Origin of the sequence: Dendronalium sp. ChiSLP03b, assembly GCF_034531165.2 — a bacterium.
GTDB classification, from domain to species: domain Bacteria; phylum Cyanobacteriota; class Cyanobacteriia; order Cyanobacteriales; family Nostocaceae; genus Dendronalium; species Dendronalium minutum.
This window is the reverse complement of sequence record NZ_JAVRBR020000096.1, coordinates 40,364-57,513: the sequence shown is the minus strand read 5'-3', so window position 1 is coordinate 57,513 and position 17,150 is coordinate 40,364. Positions and strand designations below refer to the sequence as shown.

Annotated in this window: 14 protein-coding genes and 1 pseudogene; 6 read left to right on the top strand and 9 right to left on the bottom strand. The window is 42.5% G+C overall.

Features of this window, described 5'->3' with window-relative positions; translation table 11 throughout:
- Positions 1-152: 152 nt before the first annotated feature.
- From RMY31_RS22640 to RMY31_RS22630, 3 genes are all read right to left on the bottom strand, one after another.
- Complete coding sequence (locus RMY31_RS22640) at positions 153-614, bottom strand: tRNA (cytidine(34)-2'-O)-methyltransferase (RefSeq protein ID WP_322660820.1); 462 nt, start codon at positions 612-614, stop codon at positions 153-155.
- Between the two features lie 372 nt (positions 615-986).
- A complete protein-coding gene (gene gshA / locus RMY31_RS22635; protein WP_322660822.1) occupies positions 987-2,126 on the bottom strand; it encodes a glutamate--cysteine ligase in 1,140 nt (379 codons plus the stop codon).
- 204 nt (positions 2,127-2,330) lie between these two features.
- Positions 2,331-3,248 carry a histone deacetylase gene (locus RMY31_RS22630; RefSeq protein ID WP_322660824.1) on the bottom strand — a complete coding sequence of 306 codons (918 nt, stop codon included), beginning with the start codon at positions 3,246-3,248 and terminating at the stop codon, positions 2,331-2,333.
- A 362-nt stretch (positions 3,249-3,610) separates the two neighbouring features.
- Between RMY31_RS22630 and RMY31_RS22625 the strand changes: the two genes are divergently transcribed.
- On the top strand, positions 3,611-4,651 hold the full coding sequence (locus tag RMY31_RS22625; RefSeq protein ID WP_322660825.1) for a mechanosensitive ion channel family protein: 1,041 nt from the start codon (positions 3,611-3,613) through the stop codon (positions 4,649-4,651).
- Positions 4,652-4,938: 287 nt separating this feature from the next.
- Here the strand turns inward: RMY31_RS22625 and RMY31_RS22620 are convergent, their stop codons facing one another.
- Positions 4,939-6,945, bottom strand: coding sequence for an S-layer homology domain-containing protein (locus tag RMY31_RS22620; protein ID WP_322660827.1), 2,007 nt, complete (start codon positions 6,943-6,945; stop codon positions 4,939-4,941).
- A 274-nt stretch (positions 6,946-7,219) separates the two neighbouring features.
- On the opposite strand from RMY31_RS22620, the gene RMY31_RS22615 reads away from it, so the two are divergent.
- Positions 7,220-8,104, top strand: a complete 885-nt coding sequence (locus RMY31_RS22615) for a TIR domain-containing protein (protein ID WP_322660829.1) — start codon at positions 7,220-7,222, stop codon at positions 8,102-8,104.
- Positions 8,105-8,175: 71 nt separating this feature from the next.
- On the opposite strand, the gene RMY31_RS22610 is transcribed toward RMY31_RS22615, so the two are convergent.
- From RMY31_RS22610 to cysS, 4 genes are all read right to left on the bottom strand, one after another.
- Complete coding sequence (locus RMY31_RS22610; protein ID WP_322660831.1) at positions 8,176-9,522, bottom strand: TldD/PmbA family protein; 1,347 nt, start codon at positions 9,520-9,522, stop codon at positions 8,176-8,178.
- A 129-nt stretch (positions 9,523-9,651) separates the two neighbouring features.
- On the bottom strand, positions 9,652-11,091 hold the full coding sequence (locus RMY31_RS22605; protein WP_322660833.1) for a TldD/PmbA family protein: 1,440 nt from the start codon (positions 11,089-11,091) through the stop codon (positions 9,652-9,654).
- Positions 11,092-11,232: 141 nt separating this feature from the next.
- Positions 11,233-12,378, bottom strand: coding sequence for an AI-2E family transporter (locus tag RMY31_RS22600; RefSeq protein WP_322660835.1), 1,146 nt, complete (start codon positions 12,376-12,378; stop codon positions 11,233-11,235).
- Positions 12,379-12,444: 66 nt separating this feature from the next.
- Positions 12,445-13,917 (bottom strand): cysteine--tRNA ligase, encoded by a 1,473-nt coding sequence (cysS, locus tag RMY31_RS22595; protein WP_322660838.1) that lies wholly within the window; start codon positions 13,915-13,917, stop codon positions 12,445-12,447.
- Positions 13,918-14,108: 191 nt separating this feature from the next.
- On the opposite strand from cysS, the gene RMY31_RS22590 reads away from it, so the two are divergent.
- Entirely contained in the window at positions 14,109-15,227 is a 1,119-nt protein-coding gene (locus RMY31_RS22590) for a GTP-binding protein (protein ID WP_322660841.1), read from the top strand.
- 203 nt (positions 15,228-15,430) lie between these two features.
- Here the strand turns inward: RMY31_RS22590 and RMY31_RS22585 are convergent.
- Positions 15,431-15,622 (bottom strand): annotated as a pseudogene (locus tag RMY31_RS22585) (hypothetical protein); the annotation flags it as partial.
- On the opposite strand from RMY31_RS22585, the gene dtd reads away from it, so the two are divergent.
- From dtd to RMY31_RS22570, 3 genes are all read left to right on the top strand, one after another.
- The gene (gene dtd, locus RMY31_RS22580; protein WP_322660845.1) at positions 15,605-16,057 is read left to right on the top strand and encodes a D-aminoacyl-tRNA deacylase; all 453 of its coding nucleotides are present in this window, start codon (positions 15,605-15,607) and stop codon (positions 16,055-16,057) included. The pseudogene RMY31_RS22585 and the gene dtd sit on opposite strands and share 18 nt — an antisense overlap.
- Positions 16,058-16,161: 104 nt before the next feature.
- On the top strand, positions 16,162-16,503 hold the full coding sequence (gene psb28, locus RMY31_RS22575; protein WP_322660847.1) for a photosystem II reaction center protein Psb28: 342 nt from the start codon (positions 16,162-16,164) through the stop codon (positions 16,501-16,503).
- Between the two features lie 54 nt (positions 16,504-16,557).
- Positions 16,558-17,064, top strand: coding sequence for a MogA/MoaB family molybdenum cofactor biosynthesis protein (locus RMY31_RS22570; protein ID WP_322660849.1), 507 nt, complete (start codon positions 16,558-16,560; stop codon positions 17,062-17,064).
- Positions 17,065-17,150 lie beyond the last annotated feature (86 nt).

The window sequence follows — 17,150 nt, the reverse complement described above, 5'->3', positions numbered from 1 at the left end:
CACTATAATCACAGAAAACAGTAATTTTAAAGTATAAATAACAACAATGTATTTTAGATAACAACGGAGCTAATTTCTTCAATCAATAAAGTTTTTGAATTTATATTTTAGATTTTACAGGTATTCATACTTATAAAATTTACAAATAAAGATTACAGTAAATAACCCAATTGACGACGGGCTTCAAACAAACCTACTGCTACACTTACGGAAAGATTCAAACTGCGAACCTGAGGTTGTGCCATAGGAATATGAAGAGTAGCATCACAAGCTGACAAAATTACTGGTGATAAGCCAGTGGTTTCACTACCGAAAAGCAACCAATCATCAGCTTGAAATTGGAAATCGACGTAATTAAAACTGCCCTTGACACTGAACCCCAACCATCTGCCCCCACGCACTTGATGCATGTTTTTAAAGGCTTCTAGTGTTTCGTGATAGTGCAGCTTGACGTAAGGCCAGTAATCTAAACCGGCTCTTTTAAGGTAGCGATCGCTAATTTCAAATCCTAAAGGCCCCACTAAATGTAATTCTGTACCCGTAGCAGCGCACGTACGTGCAATATTGCCTGTATTAGGGGGAATTTGCGGATTAACTAAAACTACCTGAGGCATTGTCCGTATATCTACTAGTTTGTATAAAATGATATTTTACAATTTAAAAATCTACCATAAGATAGAGGTTATATATAGGTTTTGTTAATAAATATCACGCAATTTCTATCTATTAGATTTTTAAAACAAAATTATAAATTATCCCAAAATAGGATCTAAGGTCTTTTTAACTAAAATCAGACAATATCCTTTTTTAAAAGAAAATATATTTTGTGGAGTTGCCCAGAGTTGTTGTGTCTCCAGGAAACTCTAACATTTGTATGAAGACAGGGGATGCAGTGTTAAACCACTAAGAGGGAGTGCGTAGTGGAGGAGTAGGGAAAGACTTGTAACAGATTATCCTCTGCCCCTCCATTTCTTGCCTCCGTAGTGTTAAGCCACGAGGGACGAACACAATTTGTTTTCTAGTTCCAGTTCCCGTTCTTGCGTAGCAACAATAGCCTGGGTGATGACGCGCTGACAGTCAAAACCAACTGCGTGCAGTTGCAGCCACTGTTGGGCTTCATTACCTTCGCGGAGGAGTTTTTGGAGAGGAGACAGGAAACAACTAAAGCCTTGTTGTTTAGCGATCGCCCAAACTTCTTGATACATTTGGGCAATCCAATCTCTGGCTAGGATGTTTGTGCCATCTTGCCAATGCTTTAGTTGAGCATCAAGACTAGCACTAGCCGCCGCTGCTTCGTTACTAACAGTGAGGGCAACGAGTTCTTCAGGAGAAAAATTGCTTTGGGTTAAAGGATCGAGGTGAGGGTTATCTATGACCTGCAACAACCGTGCTTCCAACAGGGCAGTAATTGCTAGTAAAGCAATCGGATCTGTAACTAAATCGCAGATTCGCAGTTCCAGACGATTTAGGTCATAAGGGCGGCGATCGCCATTTGGTCTTACCGATGCCCATAAATGTCGCACGTTTTGCATTGTGCCAGCAGCTAGCTGATTTTCCACCCACTCTATATGATGGGCATGGCTGGCAAATAAGGGCACATGGGAAGGTGTTTGTGGGAAGATACCCCAACGGGTGGAGTGATAGCCAGTAGTTTTGCTATTTAAGAAGGGAGATGAGGCGCTGAGGGCAAGAAATAAAGGCGCTTCCACACGGATGACCCTACAAGCCCGCATTAGTAATTCCGGGTCGCTGATGCCAATGTTGATATGAACGCTGGCGGTAACTACTTTTGTGCCGTAGGTATTTTCAATATAGTCGTGATAAGGATTAGTGGGGTCGGAACGAAAAAAGCGATCGCCCCCATCCAAAGACAGAGTACTCCCCGGAATTAGGGTGTAATTGCCCAAGCGTTGGAGGTAGTTTCGCAACTCCCGGCGTGGACGCAGCAAAGCGCACAAAAGATTCTCATAATTACTGGATGGGCTAGTTGTGTATTCTACGTTGCGGCTATCTGGCTCGCGCACAAATCCATCCAAAGACCCGACGATTTTGTCAGAGAGACCGACGATTTCACCTTGAGGCGTGCCGGTATACATCTCAATTTCAAAGCCTTTTGATAAGACCACTTCATTCTCCTCGGCTCTCCTAGCCTATAAATTGTATCGAATTAGACGAATGCCTGCATTAACCTTGGAGTTGATTTCAAGTGAAGAATTATGGGACTAGAGGATTAGGGATTGGGTACTGGGCATTGGGAATTGGCGACTGGGGATTGGGGAATAGAGAGTGGATACTGGAGAGTATTGCTATTGACTTCTGCCTTCTGCCTCCTATAGTCGCAAGTGTCGGTACACTTCACTAGCAGCGCGATGCAGTAGTGAGTGTCTCCAAACAAGGGATTTCATATCATCGGCATAACCGCCACCAATGACACAGGCAACGGGATAACCACTACCTACACAGGTACTTAAAACCTGCATTTCTCGGCGGAAAATACCAGCATCGGTTAAGGCTAATTTTCCCAAGCGATCGCCTACATGGGGATCGACACCAGCATCGTAAAATACTAGATCGGGCTTGACATCCGACAGTAAATCTGATAAAAAACTTGCTAAAGTTTGTAAATAAGCATCATCTTCCATTCCCACTGGTAGGGGAACATCCAAATCGCTTTTTTGCTTAGTGCCGGGAAAATTGACTTCACAGTGCATCGAGAAAGTGAAAACAGTCTCGTCGCCTTGGAAGATAAAAGCAGTCCCATCTCCCTGATGGACATCTAAGTCTACAATCAGGATTTTTTGGACAAGTCCGAGTTTTTGCAAAACGCGAGAGGCGATCGCTAAATCATTGAAAATACAAAAACCAGACCCATAACTGGGAAAGGCATGATGCGTGCCACCAGCAGTATTGCAAGCTAAACCCTGAGTTAGTGCCAACTGAGCAGTGAGTATTGTACCACCAACCGCTACACAGGTACGATTCACCAGTGCTGGACTCGAAGGCAAACCGATGCGGCGTTGTACTTTGGGATCTAGTGTGCCCTCACAGTAAGCTTGTACGTAGTCTGGGGTGTGAACTGACTCGATCAAATCTTGGGGCGGGCGTTCTGGGATATGAATTTGTTCTATTTGTGCTACGCCGTCAGCTAAAAGTAATTCATAAAGTTTTCGGAACTTGGACATTGGGAAGCGATGCCCTTCAGGTAGTGGTGCAACGTAATCCGGGTGGTAAATAATTGGCAACTCCATAGTTTTGATGCCAATGAGGGGATAAGGGGGGCAGAGGGGCGGAGGGATAGGGAAGATGAAGAATAATAACTTCTGACAACTGACAGCTCTCAAAAATAACTTGTAATTTGCGTAGGGTTACCATCTATATGCCTCTCAAACAATTTTTTGAGCAAATCTCGATTACTCATACAACCCATCTGATGAAAACTATATTCTTACTCTACAGTGTGCGACACAACGGTTAAAGGTAAAAGTGACGCTAAGTCCTGAAAATCCCAAGCAACAGCTCAGGCAACTAACAAGGTAAAATTTCCTTACAATGACATCACACCTGTGAATAGATTTAATTTTCAATTCAAACTCTAAAATTCAAAATTAATATGATGGACTGGATTTTACCTCTGGCATTGATTTTAGTTGGCTTGCTAAGTGGAATAATTGGTGAAAAATTTATCTTCAATAAGCTAAAAATATTTGCTGCTAAGAGACAAATTCCAGGAAGCGAAACAATATTTACATCGCTGCAACGTATGCCATTGATTTGGTTTGTACTTGCAGGTTTTTTAGGTGCAATTATTAGTGCCCCTCTGAAGCCAGATATTATTATTTTATTGAGAAAAATTATTACAATTATTTTTTTATATTCAGTCACGTTAGTCTTGGCAAGATTAACCGCTGGTTTTGTTAAGCTTTATACTCACAGAACAGAAATAGTTACAGCATCACTAATTTCTAACCTTGCCAAAACAGCCGTTTTAGTTTTGGGAACCTTAATTGTGTTGCAAACGATAGGTGTCGAAATTACACCAATAGTCACAACCTTAGGAATTGGTGGTCTAGCTGTAGGTTTGGCATTACAAGACACACTAGCAAATTTATTTTCTGGTTTTTACCTAATTATTTCTAAACAGGTTAGAACTGGAGATTATGTAAAATTGGATGGCGGGCATGAGGGATATATAACAGATATTACTTGGCGAAATACTACTATTAAAGAGCTTTCTAATAACGTAATTATTGTACCAAATTCTAAACTATCTTCAGCAATTTTTACTAATTATCACCTACCTGTAAAAGAAATTACCTTAACAATGAATGTGGGTGTTAGCTACGATAGTGATTTGGAAGAAGTTGAGCGAGTAACTGTAGAAGTTGCCAAAGAGGTTATGCAAGAAGTAGCGCCAAATTTAATAGAAAATGAACCTTATATCAGATTTCATACTTTTGGTGATTTTAGTATTGATTTTACACTTTATATGCGGGTCAGTGAATACTTTGACCAGCGTATTGGTAAGCATCTATTTGTTAAAAAATTGCACAAACGCTATCAACAAGCAGGAATTTCAATTCCCTTTCCTATTAGAGATGTTTATGTGCAAGAGAATATGGGTGACAGCGGAGCATTAGAGAATTTCAAATAAAAAAACAACCAATCACTGAGTGAGCAGGGAGAGAAAATTCAAGCAAATGTTTCCTCTAAATCCCCAAGTTTAGTGGTAAAGGGTCAGATCTCTGGTTAGTTGTCCTGTTTGAAGTTGTTAACAGTTGACAGTTAACTGTCAACTGTTAATAAGTAGAACGGTGTGGAAAAACAAAACTATGTTAAGAAGAATGGAATAGGCTCAAACCCTTTTCCCTTCTGCCTCCTGCCTCCTGCCTTACCCCAACCATAAATATTCACGCCGACCTACTTAATCAACAATTAGAATTACCTTCTACCACCTGGAGTTCGGCCACCTTCGTCGTTGCTACCACCGTGAGGATGAGAATTACCAGGGTCACAGCCTTCTGAGCCATTGCCAATTCCTTGGTTACAATGACGATGAATTTTTTTATCATCATCGTCATCATCGTTATTAACAGCTTGCTGCTGTGTTTGTTCTACAGCATACTCAGAAGAGATGTCCGCCACCTCACCAGTGCTAACTAATGCTTTGTATATTAAAGCACTGACTTCGGCTCTGGTTGCCACTTTATCAACATTGAGAGTCTGAATATTGGGATAATTAACTACAATACCTCTTTGTGTTAGGGCTGCGATCGCACCACGGACATCACTACGAATACTTGCAGCATCGGTGTAAGTTGCTAAAATTGACTCTGTGGAACCGCTAAAAGTGTAGTTGAGTCCTCGCGCTATGGCTAGTAAAACTTCTAAGCGAGACAGGCTTTGGGTGGGGTTGAAGTTATTTCCAGAAACTCCTAAAAAGCCTGTGGCATAAGCTTTACGAATAGCACTGTAAGCCCAATATCTAGTGGTGACATCCTTAAAGCTAATGGCATTGCGGACATTTACCTTTTCAAAAGCTTGGCTAATCATCGCTGCAAATTGGGCGCGAGTCACCTGTTCATCTGGACGGAAGGAACCATCAGGAAAACCTTGGATAACTTGTAAAGCAGCCAACTCGGCAATAAAATCTTTAGCCCAGTGGTTCATCGAGACATCGGAAAACTTAACTTGGATACCGTTAGCGACACCTACTTCTCGATAACTCATCATCATCTGGCTGACATCATAGATAGAACTATCGTCATCCCCAACTTCAATGAGTTGTACTAGGCGGCCGGGTTCAGCCTTCAAAGCTTCTGCCAAGTTGTAACTAAAGGTGCTAGTTGTCTGACGCATTAAAGCGTACTCACCTGACCTGAAGGAAGTAGGATAAAGGCTATTTGTCGCAACTGCTGACAAACCCTCTGCTTGGAATTGACTAACATTGACAGTTTGGGAACTGCTGAGGAAAGTAACTTGTTGGTCGCTAACTTGGGTGAAGTAGTCGTAGGTGGTAGTACCTGCGTCAATTGCGCCGTCTTGGTTGGCATCAACACCATAGACAGTACGAATGACTTGATATTCTGTTGGATTGGCAGACAAAATTAAGTTAACTGTTGTGTATGCCGACAACAATTCAAATTCGCTGTAGCCAAGAAAGCGGCTTTGAGTATCATACAATCGCACAACAACGCGATCGCCCGCTTTTAGTCCTTTAACAAATTTCGCCTTGTGCTTAATCTTGTATTTGTAATCGCCCAAAAACCTTTCTTTTAAGTAGCCCTTGTTCCGTTTTGCCTTCAAAGAAACCCGGGCAATTACGTCAGAAAAATTATCGGCTGGTTGCCAAATAGCGAGGTTAAAACCTGTAGTTTTGGCCTTTACCGCAGTACTAGCAGCGCTTACTTGGGTGCTGCGTTGGGCGATGACAGCTTGTTGCTGCATAGTGGTGCGACTAGTTGTTTGACGAGTGGCAGTTTCTCGGCTCATCATCGTAGCGGTAATAGCCTGGGTAGAACCTTCATCTAATTTGGCGACTGTTCCAGACTTATCAGTACGATAAACCCAAATTTGCTGTTGGTTGGCGACTATGACTTGCCAACCAGGGACTATAGCTTGAGAGCAAATTTCGTCTGTTTTTAAACCCAAACAGCCATCTGCCCAAGTTTGTTGTCTAGCCTTAACGACGCGCAAATCTGACATTTCTGAGCCTGTGCGCTCGGAGATGTCCTGTAAAACGGCTACTTTGATAGGTTCAGGTAAACTGTCTGCTTCACTGCTAGCATTGTCAGCTATGAGCTGTTGACCTGTGGAATTACCAAGTGTTTGTGTGCCGGTGGTAGAGAACCCTGAAACTGCGTATGCAGAAACTATTGGAGAGAAAATTGCTACAGAAGTTGCAGTAAAAACGACTTTGCTCAAATGAGCCAAGAAACGTGGATTCATGTATTTAATCTCACAGTGTACCAAGCGGCTAAAAAGTCAAGGGATATCAATTTCCCTTGACCTATTAATCCCTTGATGGATGTGGAACTAACATCTCAACTACTGGTATAAGCAACTTAAAAATACTGACTTTATTGTGATTAAAGTTACATTTACTAAGTCTTTTAATGGCATTGAAGACTGCTCAATGGGGTTGACGCGGAGAGATTTTAATAATCAGCGATCGCCTGGACTTCATATAAAATCAGAGCTAGACAGCATTTAGAAGAATGAAATGGAGACAGAAGTATTTTTGGAGCAAAAGGACGCTGCACCGTTAACTAGGGCAATGATACAAGTGCTAATACAAAACAATACTGCAAGCGATCGCTACAGTCTTCTAAGTAATGCTGGTATTGATTCAGCGTTAATTGGCAACTTAAGGCTTGATTCACAACCCAATGTCTTGGCTCAGGCTTTAGTTGCAGAATTTAGACGATACCGTGTTGATAGTAGACGGTTAGACTATCACCCAATGGTCAATCTCCTGGCTCACTTGTGCGAATTTGCAGAGATTTATCGCCTGTCTGACGAAGATTTCACCCTATTCAGCCGACTTGTGAGGGAAGGTCAGGAGAACTTTAAGGCATTGAAAAATCCCAGGACAGTTGAATCAACTCAAGACACTGATACTGTTTCGGTTCAAACACAACAGCCTAACTCCACAATAGAGCGCGATCGAGTCTTTATTAGTTACAGTCGTAAAGATAAAGCATGGTTGGATAGACTCCAAATTATGCTCAAACCACTGTTGCGAAAACAGGTAATCTCAGTTTGGGATGACACACGAATTACAGCAGGCTCTTTATGGAGAGATGAAATCAACGATGCCTTAGCAGCAGCAAAAGTCGCTGTTCTAATGGTGAGTGCGGATTTCTTAGCATCTGACTTTATCGCCGAGCATGAACTACCACCGCTACTCGAAGCTGCTAAACGGGGACAACTTACGCTCATTTGGATGTATTTGAGTGCTTGTGATGTGCCAACAGAAATTACCACTTATCAGGCAGCGCATAACACTTCTAAGCCACTGAAGAGCTTGAGTTCGGCAGAGCAAGATGAAGTATTGGTTAACATTTGCAAGGAAATTGAAAAAGCAGCAAAGAAACCAACTAATTAAAGTTGCGATCGCTTTATTAGACTATGTAAAAGTTCTATTTATTAATAAACTTTAATGTAATTTAGCATCAACTATAAGGTATAAGTGAAATCATTCACCAACATACCAGGAACCAAACTACCTCCTAGTTGGCGACCCTCATAAGTTCCGACTTCAGGAATAAATTCTTGAAAATTGGTGAGAGCAACTAGGTTTTCTCCCCAAAATCGGTAGAGACTTTCATCAAAACGCAAGTTTTCAATGGGAGCAATTATTTCTCCGTTTTCCACCCAAAAACAAGCATAGCGGGTCATACCTGTAATTCTACCATTGGGGCGATCGCTCCAATTCAAGTAATGCAAATTCGATACATATAATCCTGTATCCAACTTTGTAAGAATTTGCTCAGATACTAAATTACCTGGACTCACTTCTGGCGCACGTAAGCTTTCTGAACTATTAGCACCATTAGCAATTTTTTGATATTCCTTAGCAGTCCGGGAATTCACTAAAGTATTTATTAAAATTCCTTGTTCTATTACTGGTAACTCTAGTGCTGCCATTTCTCCTAATTCATTAAATCGCGGCACTAATCCTCTTTTAAAGTTTTCTTTCAAACTAAATATTGAGGAAAGCTGTTTTTCTTGGCGCGCTAGACAAGCCAAAGCACTGTTTCCTTGTTGGATATCTGCTTCACTCACAGCCCCCCAAGAAAGCATCATTAATAAATCGGCAACAGCTGCGGGTGCAAAATAAGTTCTGTAATGTCCTCGTGGCAATTCCTTAGTGGAATTAGAAAGTAATTCTAATTGTTTTTTTGCTGCATTAATTTTGGCTACATAAGCATGTTCTTCCCAATCACTACCAGCAAAAGTACCTTTAACAGCTTGTCCAGAATTAGTAAATAGAGAATAGTCTAAGGTAAAAGAATCCGTAGCAAACCAGTGTTTCTGTCCATTAGAATCACCATAGGCTTTAATAACTACTCCCCCAGCATACAAACCAGTAAAATCAAATTCTGCAACTAGTTCTAGCACTGTTGATACAACCGCTTCTGCTGCTAGCAATTTTCCAAAATGTATTTCTCTACTGGTATTAGTTTCTGATGGCAAAACTAGATATGGATCGACGGGTAACAAAGTCAGTTCGTCACGCAGTTGCTGTAAAGCCTTGTATGCTTCCTGCCAGTCTAAATCCCAATTTCCAGTAAAGGGAAACAATCGAAAACTACTGCGCCGATCTTCCATCAAAGTCAGTTCGACCCAACCATCAGCAACACAACCAGTTTGCCGCACTTTGGCATGATTAAAACGAGTAAATTGACTGCGTTCACTGCTTAGCTTCACAGTGAATTGTTCAGTCACTGTTTTTTTGAGCAGTAAGGTTTCAATCAGTTGATTAAAGCTGATTTCTAAAGCCGATAAATCGTCAATTTTCATACTTAACGCAGAATCAAAATAGAGAGCGGGGATAGCTTCGCTGAAATGGAGAAGGAGAGACACAAAGACGCGGAGAGGGTTTTTAAGTAATTCTCCGCGTCCCCCTGTCCCCGCGTCCCCCTGTCCTCTTCACCCTCCTCCACCAAAAACTTCAACGTTAGCAAATACGCAGGCAGGCGAACCATGTCCTACTGAAATGGCCTGATTTGGTTCGCCTTTACCACAATAAGCAGTGCCGTACATTTGCCAGTTGGAGGCATCTGCTACTTGGATTAAGCTGTGCCAAAATTCTGGGGTTGTGGCTCGATAGTTCGGATTACGGAGAGTTTTGGTGAGTTTACCGTTTTCAATCAATTTGGCATACTCGCAACCAAACTGAAATTTATAACGGCGATCGTCAATTGACCAAGACCGATTAGACTCCATGTAAACACCGTGTTCTATATTGGCGATCGCTTCTTCAAAGCTGACATTTCCTGGCTCTAAGTTCAAGTTTGCCATGCGATCGATCGCAGGACGATTCCACGAGCAAGCACGGGCACAGGCTACTCCTGGTACACCTGCTCTGGCTTGACTCTCCAGACTGCCCAAACCCCGCTGAAGTACACCTTCTTTAATTAAATACTCCCGTGTGGCTACAGCACCTGTATCATCAAAGCTGTAGCTGGCAAATTCTCCAGGTACGGTGGGATCGAAGGTAATATTCATCAGTGGCGAACCATATACTAGTTTGCCGAAATCACTTTTGTTAACAAAGCTGCCTCCGGCGTAGTTGCGCTCATCTCCTAAAATTCGGTCAATTTCTAGAGGATGACCTACACTTTCATGGATTTGCAGCATCATTTGGTCTGAGGCTAAAACTAAATTGGTGCGCGTAGTTGGGCATTCTTCTGCTGTCAATAGTTCGATCGCTTGTTCGCCAATTTGTTGCGCCCGATGCCATAAGTCTTTTGTTTGTAAAAGTTCTAGTCCGCCTTGATAACAATGTGCTTGCCAACCGTTGTTACTGCGTTGTTGCACAATTCCCTCGTCTTGGGCAGTAGCTCCGTAATGAGTTCCCAAAGATAGAATCTTTTGATACACCTCTGAACCATTACTGCTAACAAACCAAGTCTCCCGTTCATTGGTGCTGGCGCTGGCGTTGGTTTGCACAATCTTGTCGTTGACTTTTAAGTTCTGGCATATGCGAACCAGTAAATCGTTGATTTCCCCAGGACTTAGAGCATCCAATGGTTCCAAAAACGGAGAGTTATATTCACCCACCATTTTGGGGCGTTGACTTTCACGAAAGGGATATATCCACCACTCACTGGCTGCTAGTGCCTGTTTATATGCTGTTTGAGCAGCAGCTAAAAGAGAAGGTAGTTCTAGAGAATTGGTAGCGGCATAACCCAGACAACCATTGACCAAAACTTCTAGCATGGCTCCGACAGTGGAGGTTTTGCCGTTGACTTGCGGTAAGCCATCACGAACAAAACGAGTAGTAGAATTTTCCTTGACGGCTCTAATCCCGATCCAATCAGCGGGAATATCAAAAGTAGCGATCGCTTTTGTGAGTTCAGACCACATATTTTAGTGCTGAGTGCTGAGTGCTGAGTGAGGAGAAACGCGATTAATCGCGTCTGTACAAGAGTTAAAAAAATTTTTTATTCAAAATTGCGAACTGTTATGTTCTAGCTGAGTATATTTGTTTTAGGTAAATAAGTTAACTTAATTTTCTGGTAATTTAGCTCCACCCGCTGACAGTTTACTAGAATCTGATAATGGTTGATTATCTGAATTTATTGGCATATCGTAAATAGTGGTTTGTTCAGCCAACAATTTTGGACGTAAATAAAGATTTTCTAAAAGCACAGCTACACCTGCTACCCAAGGCGGAACAATCACAGCGCCAATAATCCCTAAAACTTGTGTGCCTCCTAGCACTGCTAAAAGTTGATACAAGGGATGAACTCGCACTGAAGAACCTACCAGCAAGGGATCGAGAACATAACTTTCCAAATTCTGGATAATCACAAATAACAGCAGTACCCAAAGAAAAGTTAATCCTCCTTGAGGAATAGCAACAATTAAAGCTGGAATTGCTCCCAATATTGGCCCGACAAACGGAATTAAATTTGTAAATCCAGCAATTACACCCAATGCTAAGGCAAACTCTGAGAGTCCTAAAATACTCAAACCTAGGGTAATGACAATACCCAAAATAGCTGAAACTACAACTCGACCTTGAATGTAACCCCCCATACGGCGAGAAATTGGTACAACTTGGGCGGCGAGACGTTCTTCCCAAGGTTGGGGAAACAGCTGTACCAGACCTCGAACTAAATTTTCGCTACCCGCAACCATGTAGCCAGAAATAACCAAAGCTAAAATCAGATTTACCACACCGCCAAGGATGCCACGAGTAAAACCGAACGACCGAATAAGTAGCTGTTGACTAGAACGAAACAACCAATTAGTAAGGGCTTGAATATCAAAGAATTGGTCTATTGACTCTATTTGAGTAATTCCCATTCGCACAGCTAAATTTTCAGCCGCTGTCCGCAAATTATCTAAATAAGTTGGAAGTCTACTGACTAAGCGTTGAGTTTGCTCAGAAACAGATGGACCAATAATTAAACCTGCGCCAATCAACCCAGCTATCAGGCTAATATACACCACAATTACGCCTAGCCAACGAGGCAGACGCAATCGTTCGGCGGCGTTAACTATCGGCGCGATCGCAGCTGCCAGAACTACCGCAACCATTAAAGTCACTAATAAACTCCGTAATTGCCACATCAATACAACCACAAAGCCAGTGGTTACAATTAGCAATAAGTCAGATATAGTAAGACTCCGATGCTTTTGTGACATATCTGAATAAAGTGTGAAGTATAAATGATGAAAGACGAAATTTATACTTCATCCTTCACCCAACCTTCAATTGCGATGCCATCGAGTGCCATCACGACTATCAATTAAGGTGATTCCCTGTGCTAGTAGTTCATTACGAATGCGATCGCTTTCAGCAAAATTTCTAGCTTGACGGGCTTGTTGCCTTTGCTGAATTTTAACCTCAATTTCCGCATCGCTTGGGCCTTCACTAGTTGTACTTTCTATTTCTAACTGAGTTTCTAAACCCAAAACTCCAGCTAAAGTAACGAGAGTTTGCCATTGACGCTGTAACTCATCAGGTGGTGTTTCGGTTTTCCCTTGATGCACGAAAATATTCCCTTCGCGGCTTAGTTCTTTGGCTAATTTAAAAAGTACTGTTAACCCACCAGGAAAATTAAAGTCATCGTTCACAACTTCTTGAAAGCGTTCAACAAAGGGATTGGGTACTGGGTATTGGGTACTGGGTATTGGGTTATTCTCAGTCCCCAACCCCCAACCAAGTTTTTCCCCGTACTGGTAGCCGAAGAGTAACCCTTCTTTGAGGGTGTGCCAACCGTTGGTAGCTGAGGCGATCGCTTCATCGGTAAAATCAATGGGCTTACGATATTGAGCCATTAGCACGAACAATCTTACTGCCATTGGGTCAACGTCTCGATCTAGCAAGTCCCGAATGGTGGTAAAGTTGCCCAAAGATTTGGACATTTTCTCGCCATCCACTTTCACCATACCGTTGTGCAGCCAGTAACGAGATAGGGGTTTTCCTGTAACTGCCTCAGATTGGGCAATTTCATTTTCATGGTGGGGGAAAACTAAGTCTTCACCGCCAGTGTGGATATCTATGGTTTCGCCGAGGCGATCGCGTACCATGGCCGAACATTCGATATGCCATCCCGGACGACCTTGACCCCAAGGTGATTCCCAAGCGGGTTCTCCCGGTTTTGCTGCTTTCCACAAAGCAAAATCGAAGGGGTCTTTCTTCTTCTGATATTCTGGATCGTCTACGTTGACGCGATCGCTTCCACCGACTTGCAAATCTTCTAGCTTGCGTCCGGAAAGCTTCCCATACTCAGAAAACTGCCGCACTGCATAATAAACATCGCCTTGAGAGGGGTAAGCAAAGCCTTTACTTTCCAACTCATGAATTAGCCGCTGAATGCCGTCCATCGTGTGGGTAGCACGGGGATACTCATCAGCTTCTTTGATTCCTAGCCGTGCCATATCCTCAAAATATGCTTTGATAAAGCGATCGGCTACAGCTTCCATCGATGAATGTTCTTGCCGCGCTCGATTGAGAATCTTGTCGTCAATATCGGTAAAATTCTGGATGTAGCGCACTTCATAGCCGATAAACTGGAGGTATCGACGTACTACATCCCAAACAATACAAGCTCTAGCATGACCCAAATGGCAATAGTCGTACACCGTCACGCCGCAGTAATACATCTTAACCTTGCCTGGTTCGACTGTTGTAAACGGTTCCTGACGACGAGTGAGGGTGTTGTAGAGGGTTAGGGTCATAACAGAGTAATGCTGAAATAGAGAGATACGCAATAATAGGGTAAAGCAGCTGGGATGACAGTCCAGCATCCCTATGCTAGTGTTTTCTGGACTAACTGCGCTACCTTTGTGAATTTCTTGTACCTTGCGGAAAGTCGCACAAGCGTCTCCAGAATTCTCTCCTAATTTTTTGATTTTTTGATCACAGCGCTATGCAATCAGCCGTTACCCCCGAATCTCAAGCAATGGATGCGCCTAAACAAGGAATGCCAGTCACAATTATTACTGGATTTCTTGGTAGTGGCAAGACTACTTTACTTAATCATATTCTGAACAATCAGCAGGGTTTGAAAACTGCTGTTTTAGTAAATGAATTTGGCGAAATTGGCATCGACAACGAGTTAATTGTTTCCACCACTGAGAACATGGTGGAGCTGAATAACGGTTGTATTTGCTGCACTATTAATAATGATTTGGTAGATGCCGTTTATAAAGTTTTAGAACGCCAAGAAAATCTAGATTATTTGGTCGTAGAAACAACCGGACTGGCTGACCCCCTACCTGTTGCCTTGACATTTCTTGGTACAGAATTACGGGATTTAACTCGTTTAGATTCGATTATCACCGTAGTAGACGCGGCAAATTACAGCTTAGATTTATTCAACTCTCAAGCAGCTTATAGTCAAATCTCCTATGGAGATATTATTCTGCTGAACAAAACGGATTTGGTTGAAGAATCCGCTTTGAAGGAGTTGGAAAGAAAAATTGGCGAAGTGAAAGAAGGAGCGAGAATTATTCGCACTACGCGATCGCAAGTGCCACTTCCCTTGATTCTCAGCGTGGGTCTGTTCGAGTCTGACAAGTATTTTGATACTGCTGATGAGCATGACCACGAACACGACCACCACGACCATGATGGTCATGACCACTCAACATGCGGTCATGACCATCATGACCATGAGCATCATCATCATGACCACGATCATCATCACCATCATTCCGATCATTTAGAAAATGATGGTTTTACCTCAATATCTTTCCAGAGTGACAAGCCTTTGTCTATTAGGAAGTTTCAATATTTCTTAGATAACCAGCTACCTACAAATATCTTCCGAGCAAAGGGAATTATGTGGTTTGATGAAAGTCCGAAGCGTCATATTTTCCACTTGTGTGGCAAGCGCTTTACCTTGGATGATGATGAGTGGAAAGGTCAACCAAAAAACCAGCTAGTGCTAATTGGTCAAAATCTGGAGCGTGAGACTTTACTCACTCAGTTGGAAAACTGCATTTGTTTACCTTCCACAAATCGCGGTAGGGGTTTTGGAAAGTAATTAAGTAAGGAATTAGGAATTAGGAGTACAGACGCGATTAATCGCGTCTGTACAAGAGTTAGAATGATAAGTTTTAACTCTTCACCCCCCTGGATTTTCAGTGTTTGCAATCTCTAACTGTTGCACTTGTTCCATTGTTAATCCGGCTGCTTTCGCTATTGCTTCAACAAAAATTCCCTCTCTTTCGCATCAGGCTGGGTTTAGAATTCCAAGTGCAGCATAAATTCAGCCGATTGCAATAAAATTAGGGCATTGGCGCGAATTTGTTCAAGAGAAAGTTCTTTTGGACTTAACTCAGTGAGAGTAATTAGTTTCCCTAATAGCCAAGTCGCAAAGTCACTTGCCAATGAGCCGCATTTTTTCCATCTGCAACTCTTATGCGTGTTGTCATCCAGCGAGTTAAATCATCACAAGTCACCGTTGGGGGTGAAATCATCGGCAAAATTGGACGGGGACTCAACTTACTCGTAGGTATTGCCGATACTGATACCGAAGTTGAACTCGACTGGATGGCGCGTAAGTGTTTAGAATTGCGGCTATTTCCCGATGAACAAGGAGACGACCGGTGGCAAAAATCCGTCCAAGAAATTGGTGGTGAGTTGTTGGTAATTAGTCAGTTCACGCTTTACGGCGACTGTCGCAAAGGTCGCCGTCCTTCCTTTGACCGTTCGGCTGCTCCCCAACTAGCAGAAGATTTGTATAACAGCTTTGTTGCCAAGCTGAGAACCAGCGGTTTGCACGTGGAAACAGGTCAATTTGGCGCGATGATGCAAGTTGCAATTGACAATGATGGCCCTGTGACTTTGTTACTAGAGCGGGAAGCAAATTAAGCATCCACAGCGAACATAGAGAATATGAGTAGCTACTGGACTACTGGGTTCTAAATAATGAGAGAATATTAAACTAACCATTACAAAACTTTAAATTCATTCTCATGGCGAAAATCCAGTTTTCTAGAGGTCTTGACGAGGAAGTACTTCCAGAGGTGCGCTTGACGCGATCGCGCAGTGGCGAACAAGGCACAGCAACATTTATTTTTACAAAACCTAAAATTTTAGATCAAAATACCACCGAAGACATCACCGGGATGTACCTGATTGACGAAGAAGGGGAAATAGTTACCCGCGAAGTTAAGGGTAAATTTATTAACGGTGTACCAGAAGCATTAGAAGCACTTCACCTCATGAAATCTAAAGATGAATGGGATCGCTTTATGCGCTTCATGGAACGCTATGCCAAAGAAAATGGCCTAGAATTCAGCAAACCTGGTGAATAGTCAGTATTTGGTTGTCAGTGGTATAAAATTGACCACTGACAGATAACAAAAAGTATGACGCAACAACCTCACCCAGACTCACCTGGAATGACAGTAACTTGTGCTGTTGTTACTGTCAGCGACACACGATCGCCCGAAACAGATAAGAGTGGTCAACTCATCCAGCAGTTACTTCTCAGTGCTAACCATGCTGTAGAAAGCTACACGATTATCAAAGATGAGCCAGCACAGATTCAAGAACAGATAGAATCGCTGGGTCAAAATTTGAATTTAGACGTTGTGATTTTCAATGGTGGCACGGGTATTGCACCGAGAGATACCACTTACGATGCCATTGAGAAACTGCTGGAAAAAACTTTGCCAGGATTTGGAGAGTTGTTTCGATTTTTAAGTTATCAAGAAATTGGTTCGCGGGCGATCGCTTCTCGCGCCGTGGCTGGTATTTATCAAAGTAAATTAATCTTCTCCCTTCCTGGTTCTAGCAATGCGGTGCGGCTGGGAATGGAAAGACTGATTTTGCCAGAACTCGCTCACTTAGTAAATCAGATGCGTAATTCTTAGAGATTGGGGATGAGAGAGCAGGGGAGATGAGGGGGATAGGGTGATAGGGAGAAGGGGGAAAGACTTGTAATAATTCTTCCCTGCTC

Excerpts from the sequence above, each read along its gene's own strand:
- RMY31_RS22640 (WP_322660820.1), bottom strand. The coding sequence starts at position 614 with ATGCCTCAGGTAGTTTTAGTTAATCCGCAAATTCCCCCTAATACAGGC.
- RMY31_RS22630 (WP_322660824.1), bottom strand. The coding sequence starts at position 3,248 with ATGGAGTTGCCAATTATTTACCACCCGGATTACGTTGCACCACTACCT.
- RMY31_RS22625 (WP_322660825.1), top strand. The coding sequence starts at position 3,611 with ATGATGGACTGGATTTTACCTCTGGCATTGATTTTAGTTGGCTTGCTA.
- RMY31_RS22620 (WP_322660827.1), bottom strand. The coding sequence starts at position 6,945 with ATGAATCCACGTTTCTTGGCTCATTTGAGCAAAGTCGTTTTTACTGCA.
- RMY31_RS22615 (WP_322660829.1), top strand. The coding sequence starts at position 7,220 with ATGGAGACAGAAGTATTTTTGGAGCAAAAGGACGCTGCACCGTTAACT.
- RMY31_RS22610 (WP_322660831.1), bottom strand. The coding sequence starts at position 9,522 with ATGAAAATTGACGATTTATCGGCTTTAGAAATCAGCTTTAATCAACTG.
- RMY31_RS22605 (WP_322660833.1), bottom strand. The coding sequence starts at position 11,091 with ATGTGGTCTGAACTCACAAAAGCGATCGCTACTTTTGATATTCCCGCT.
- RMY31_RS22600 (WP_322660835.1), bottom strand. The coding sequence starts at position 12,378 with ATGTCACAAAAGCATCGGAGTCTTACTATATCTGACTTATTGCTAATT.
- cysS (WP_322660838.1), bottom strand. The coding sequence starts at position 13,917 with ATGACCCTAACCCTCTACAACACCCTCACTCGTCGTCAGGAACCGTTT.
- RMY31_RS22590 (WP_322660841.1), top strand. The coding sequence starts at position 14,109 with ATGCAATCAGCCGTTACCCCCGAATCTCAAGCAATGGATGCGCCTAAA.
- dtd (WP_322660845.1), top strand. The coding sequence starts at position 15,605 with ATGCGTGTTGTCATCCAGCGAGTTAAATCATCACAAGTCACCGTTGGG.
- psb28 (WP_322660847.1), top strand. The coding sequence starts at position 16,162 with ATGGCGAAAATCCAGTTTTCTAGAGGTCTTGACGAGGAAGTACTTCCA.
- RMY31_RS22570 (WP_322660849.1), top strand. The coding sequence starts at position 16,558 with ATGACGCAACAACCTCACCCAGACTCACCTGGAATGACAGTAACTTGT.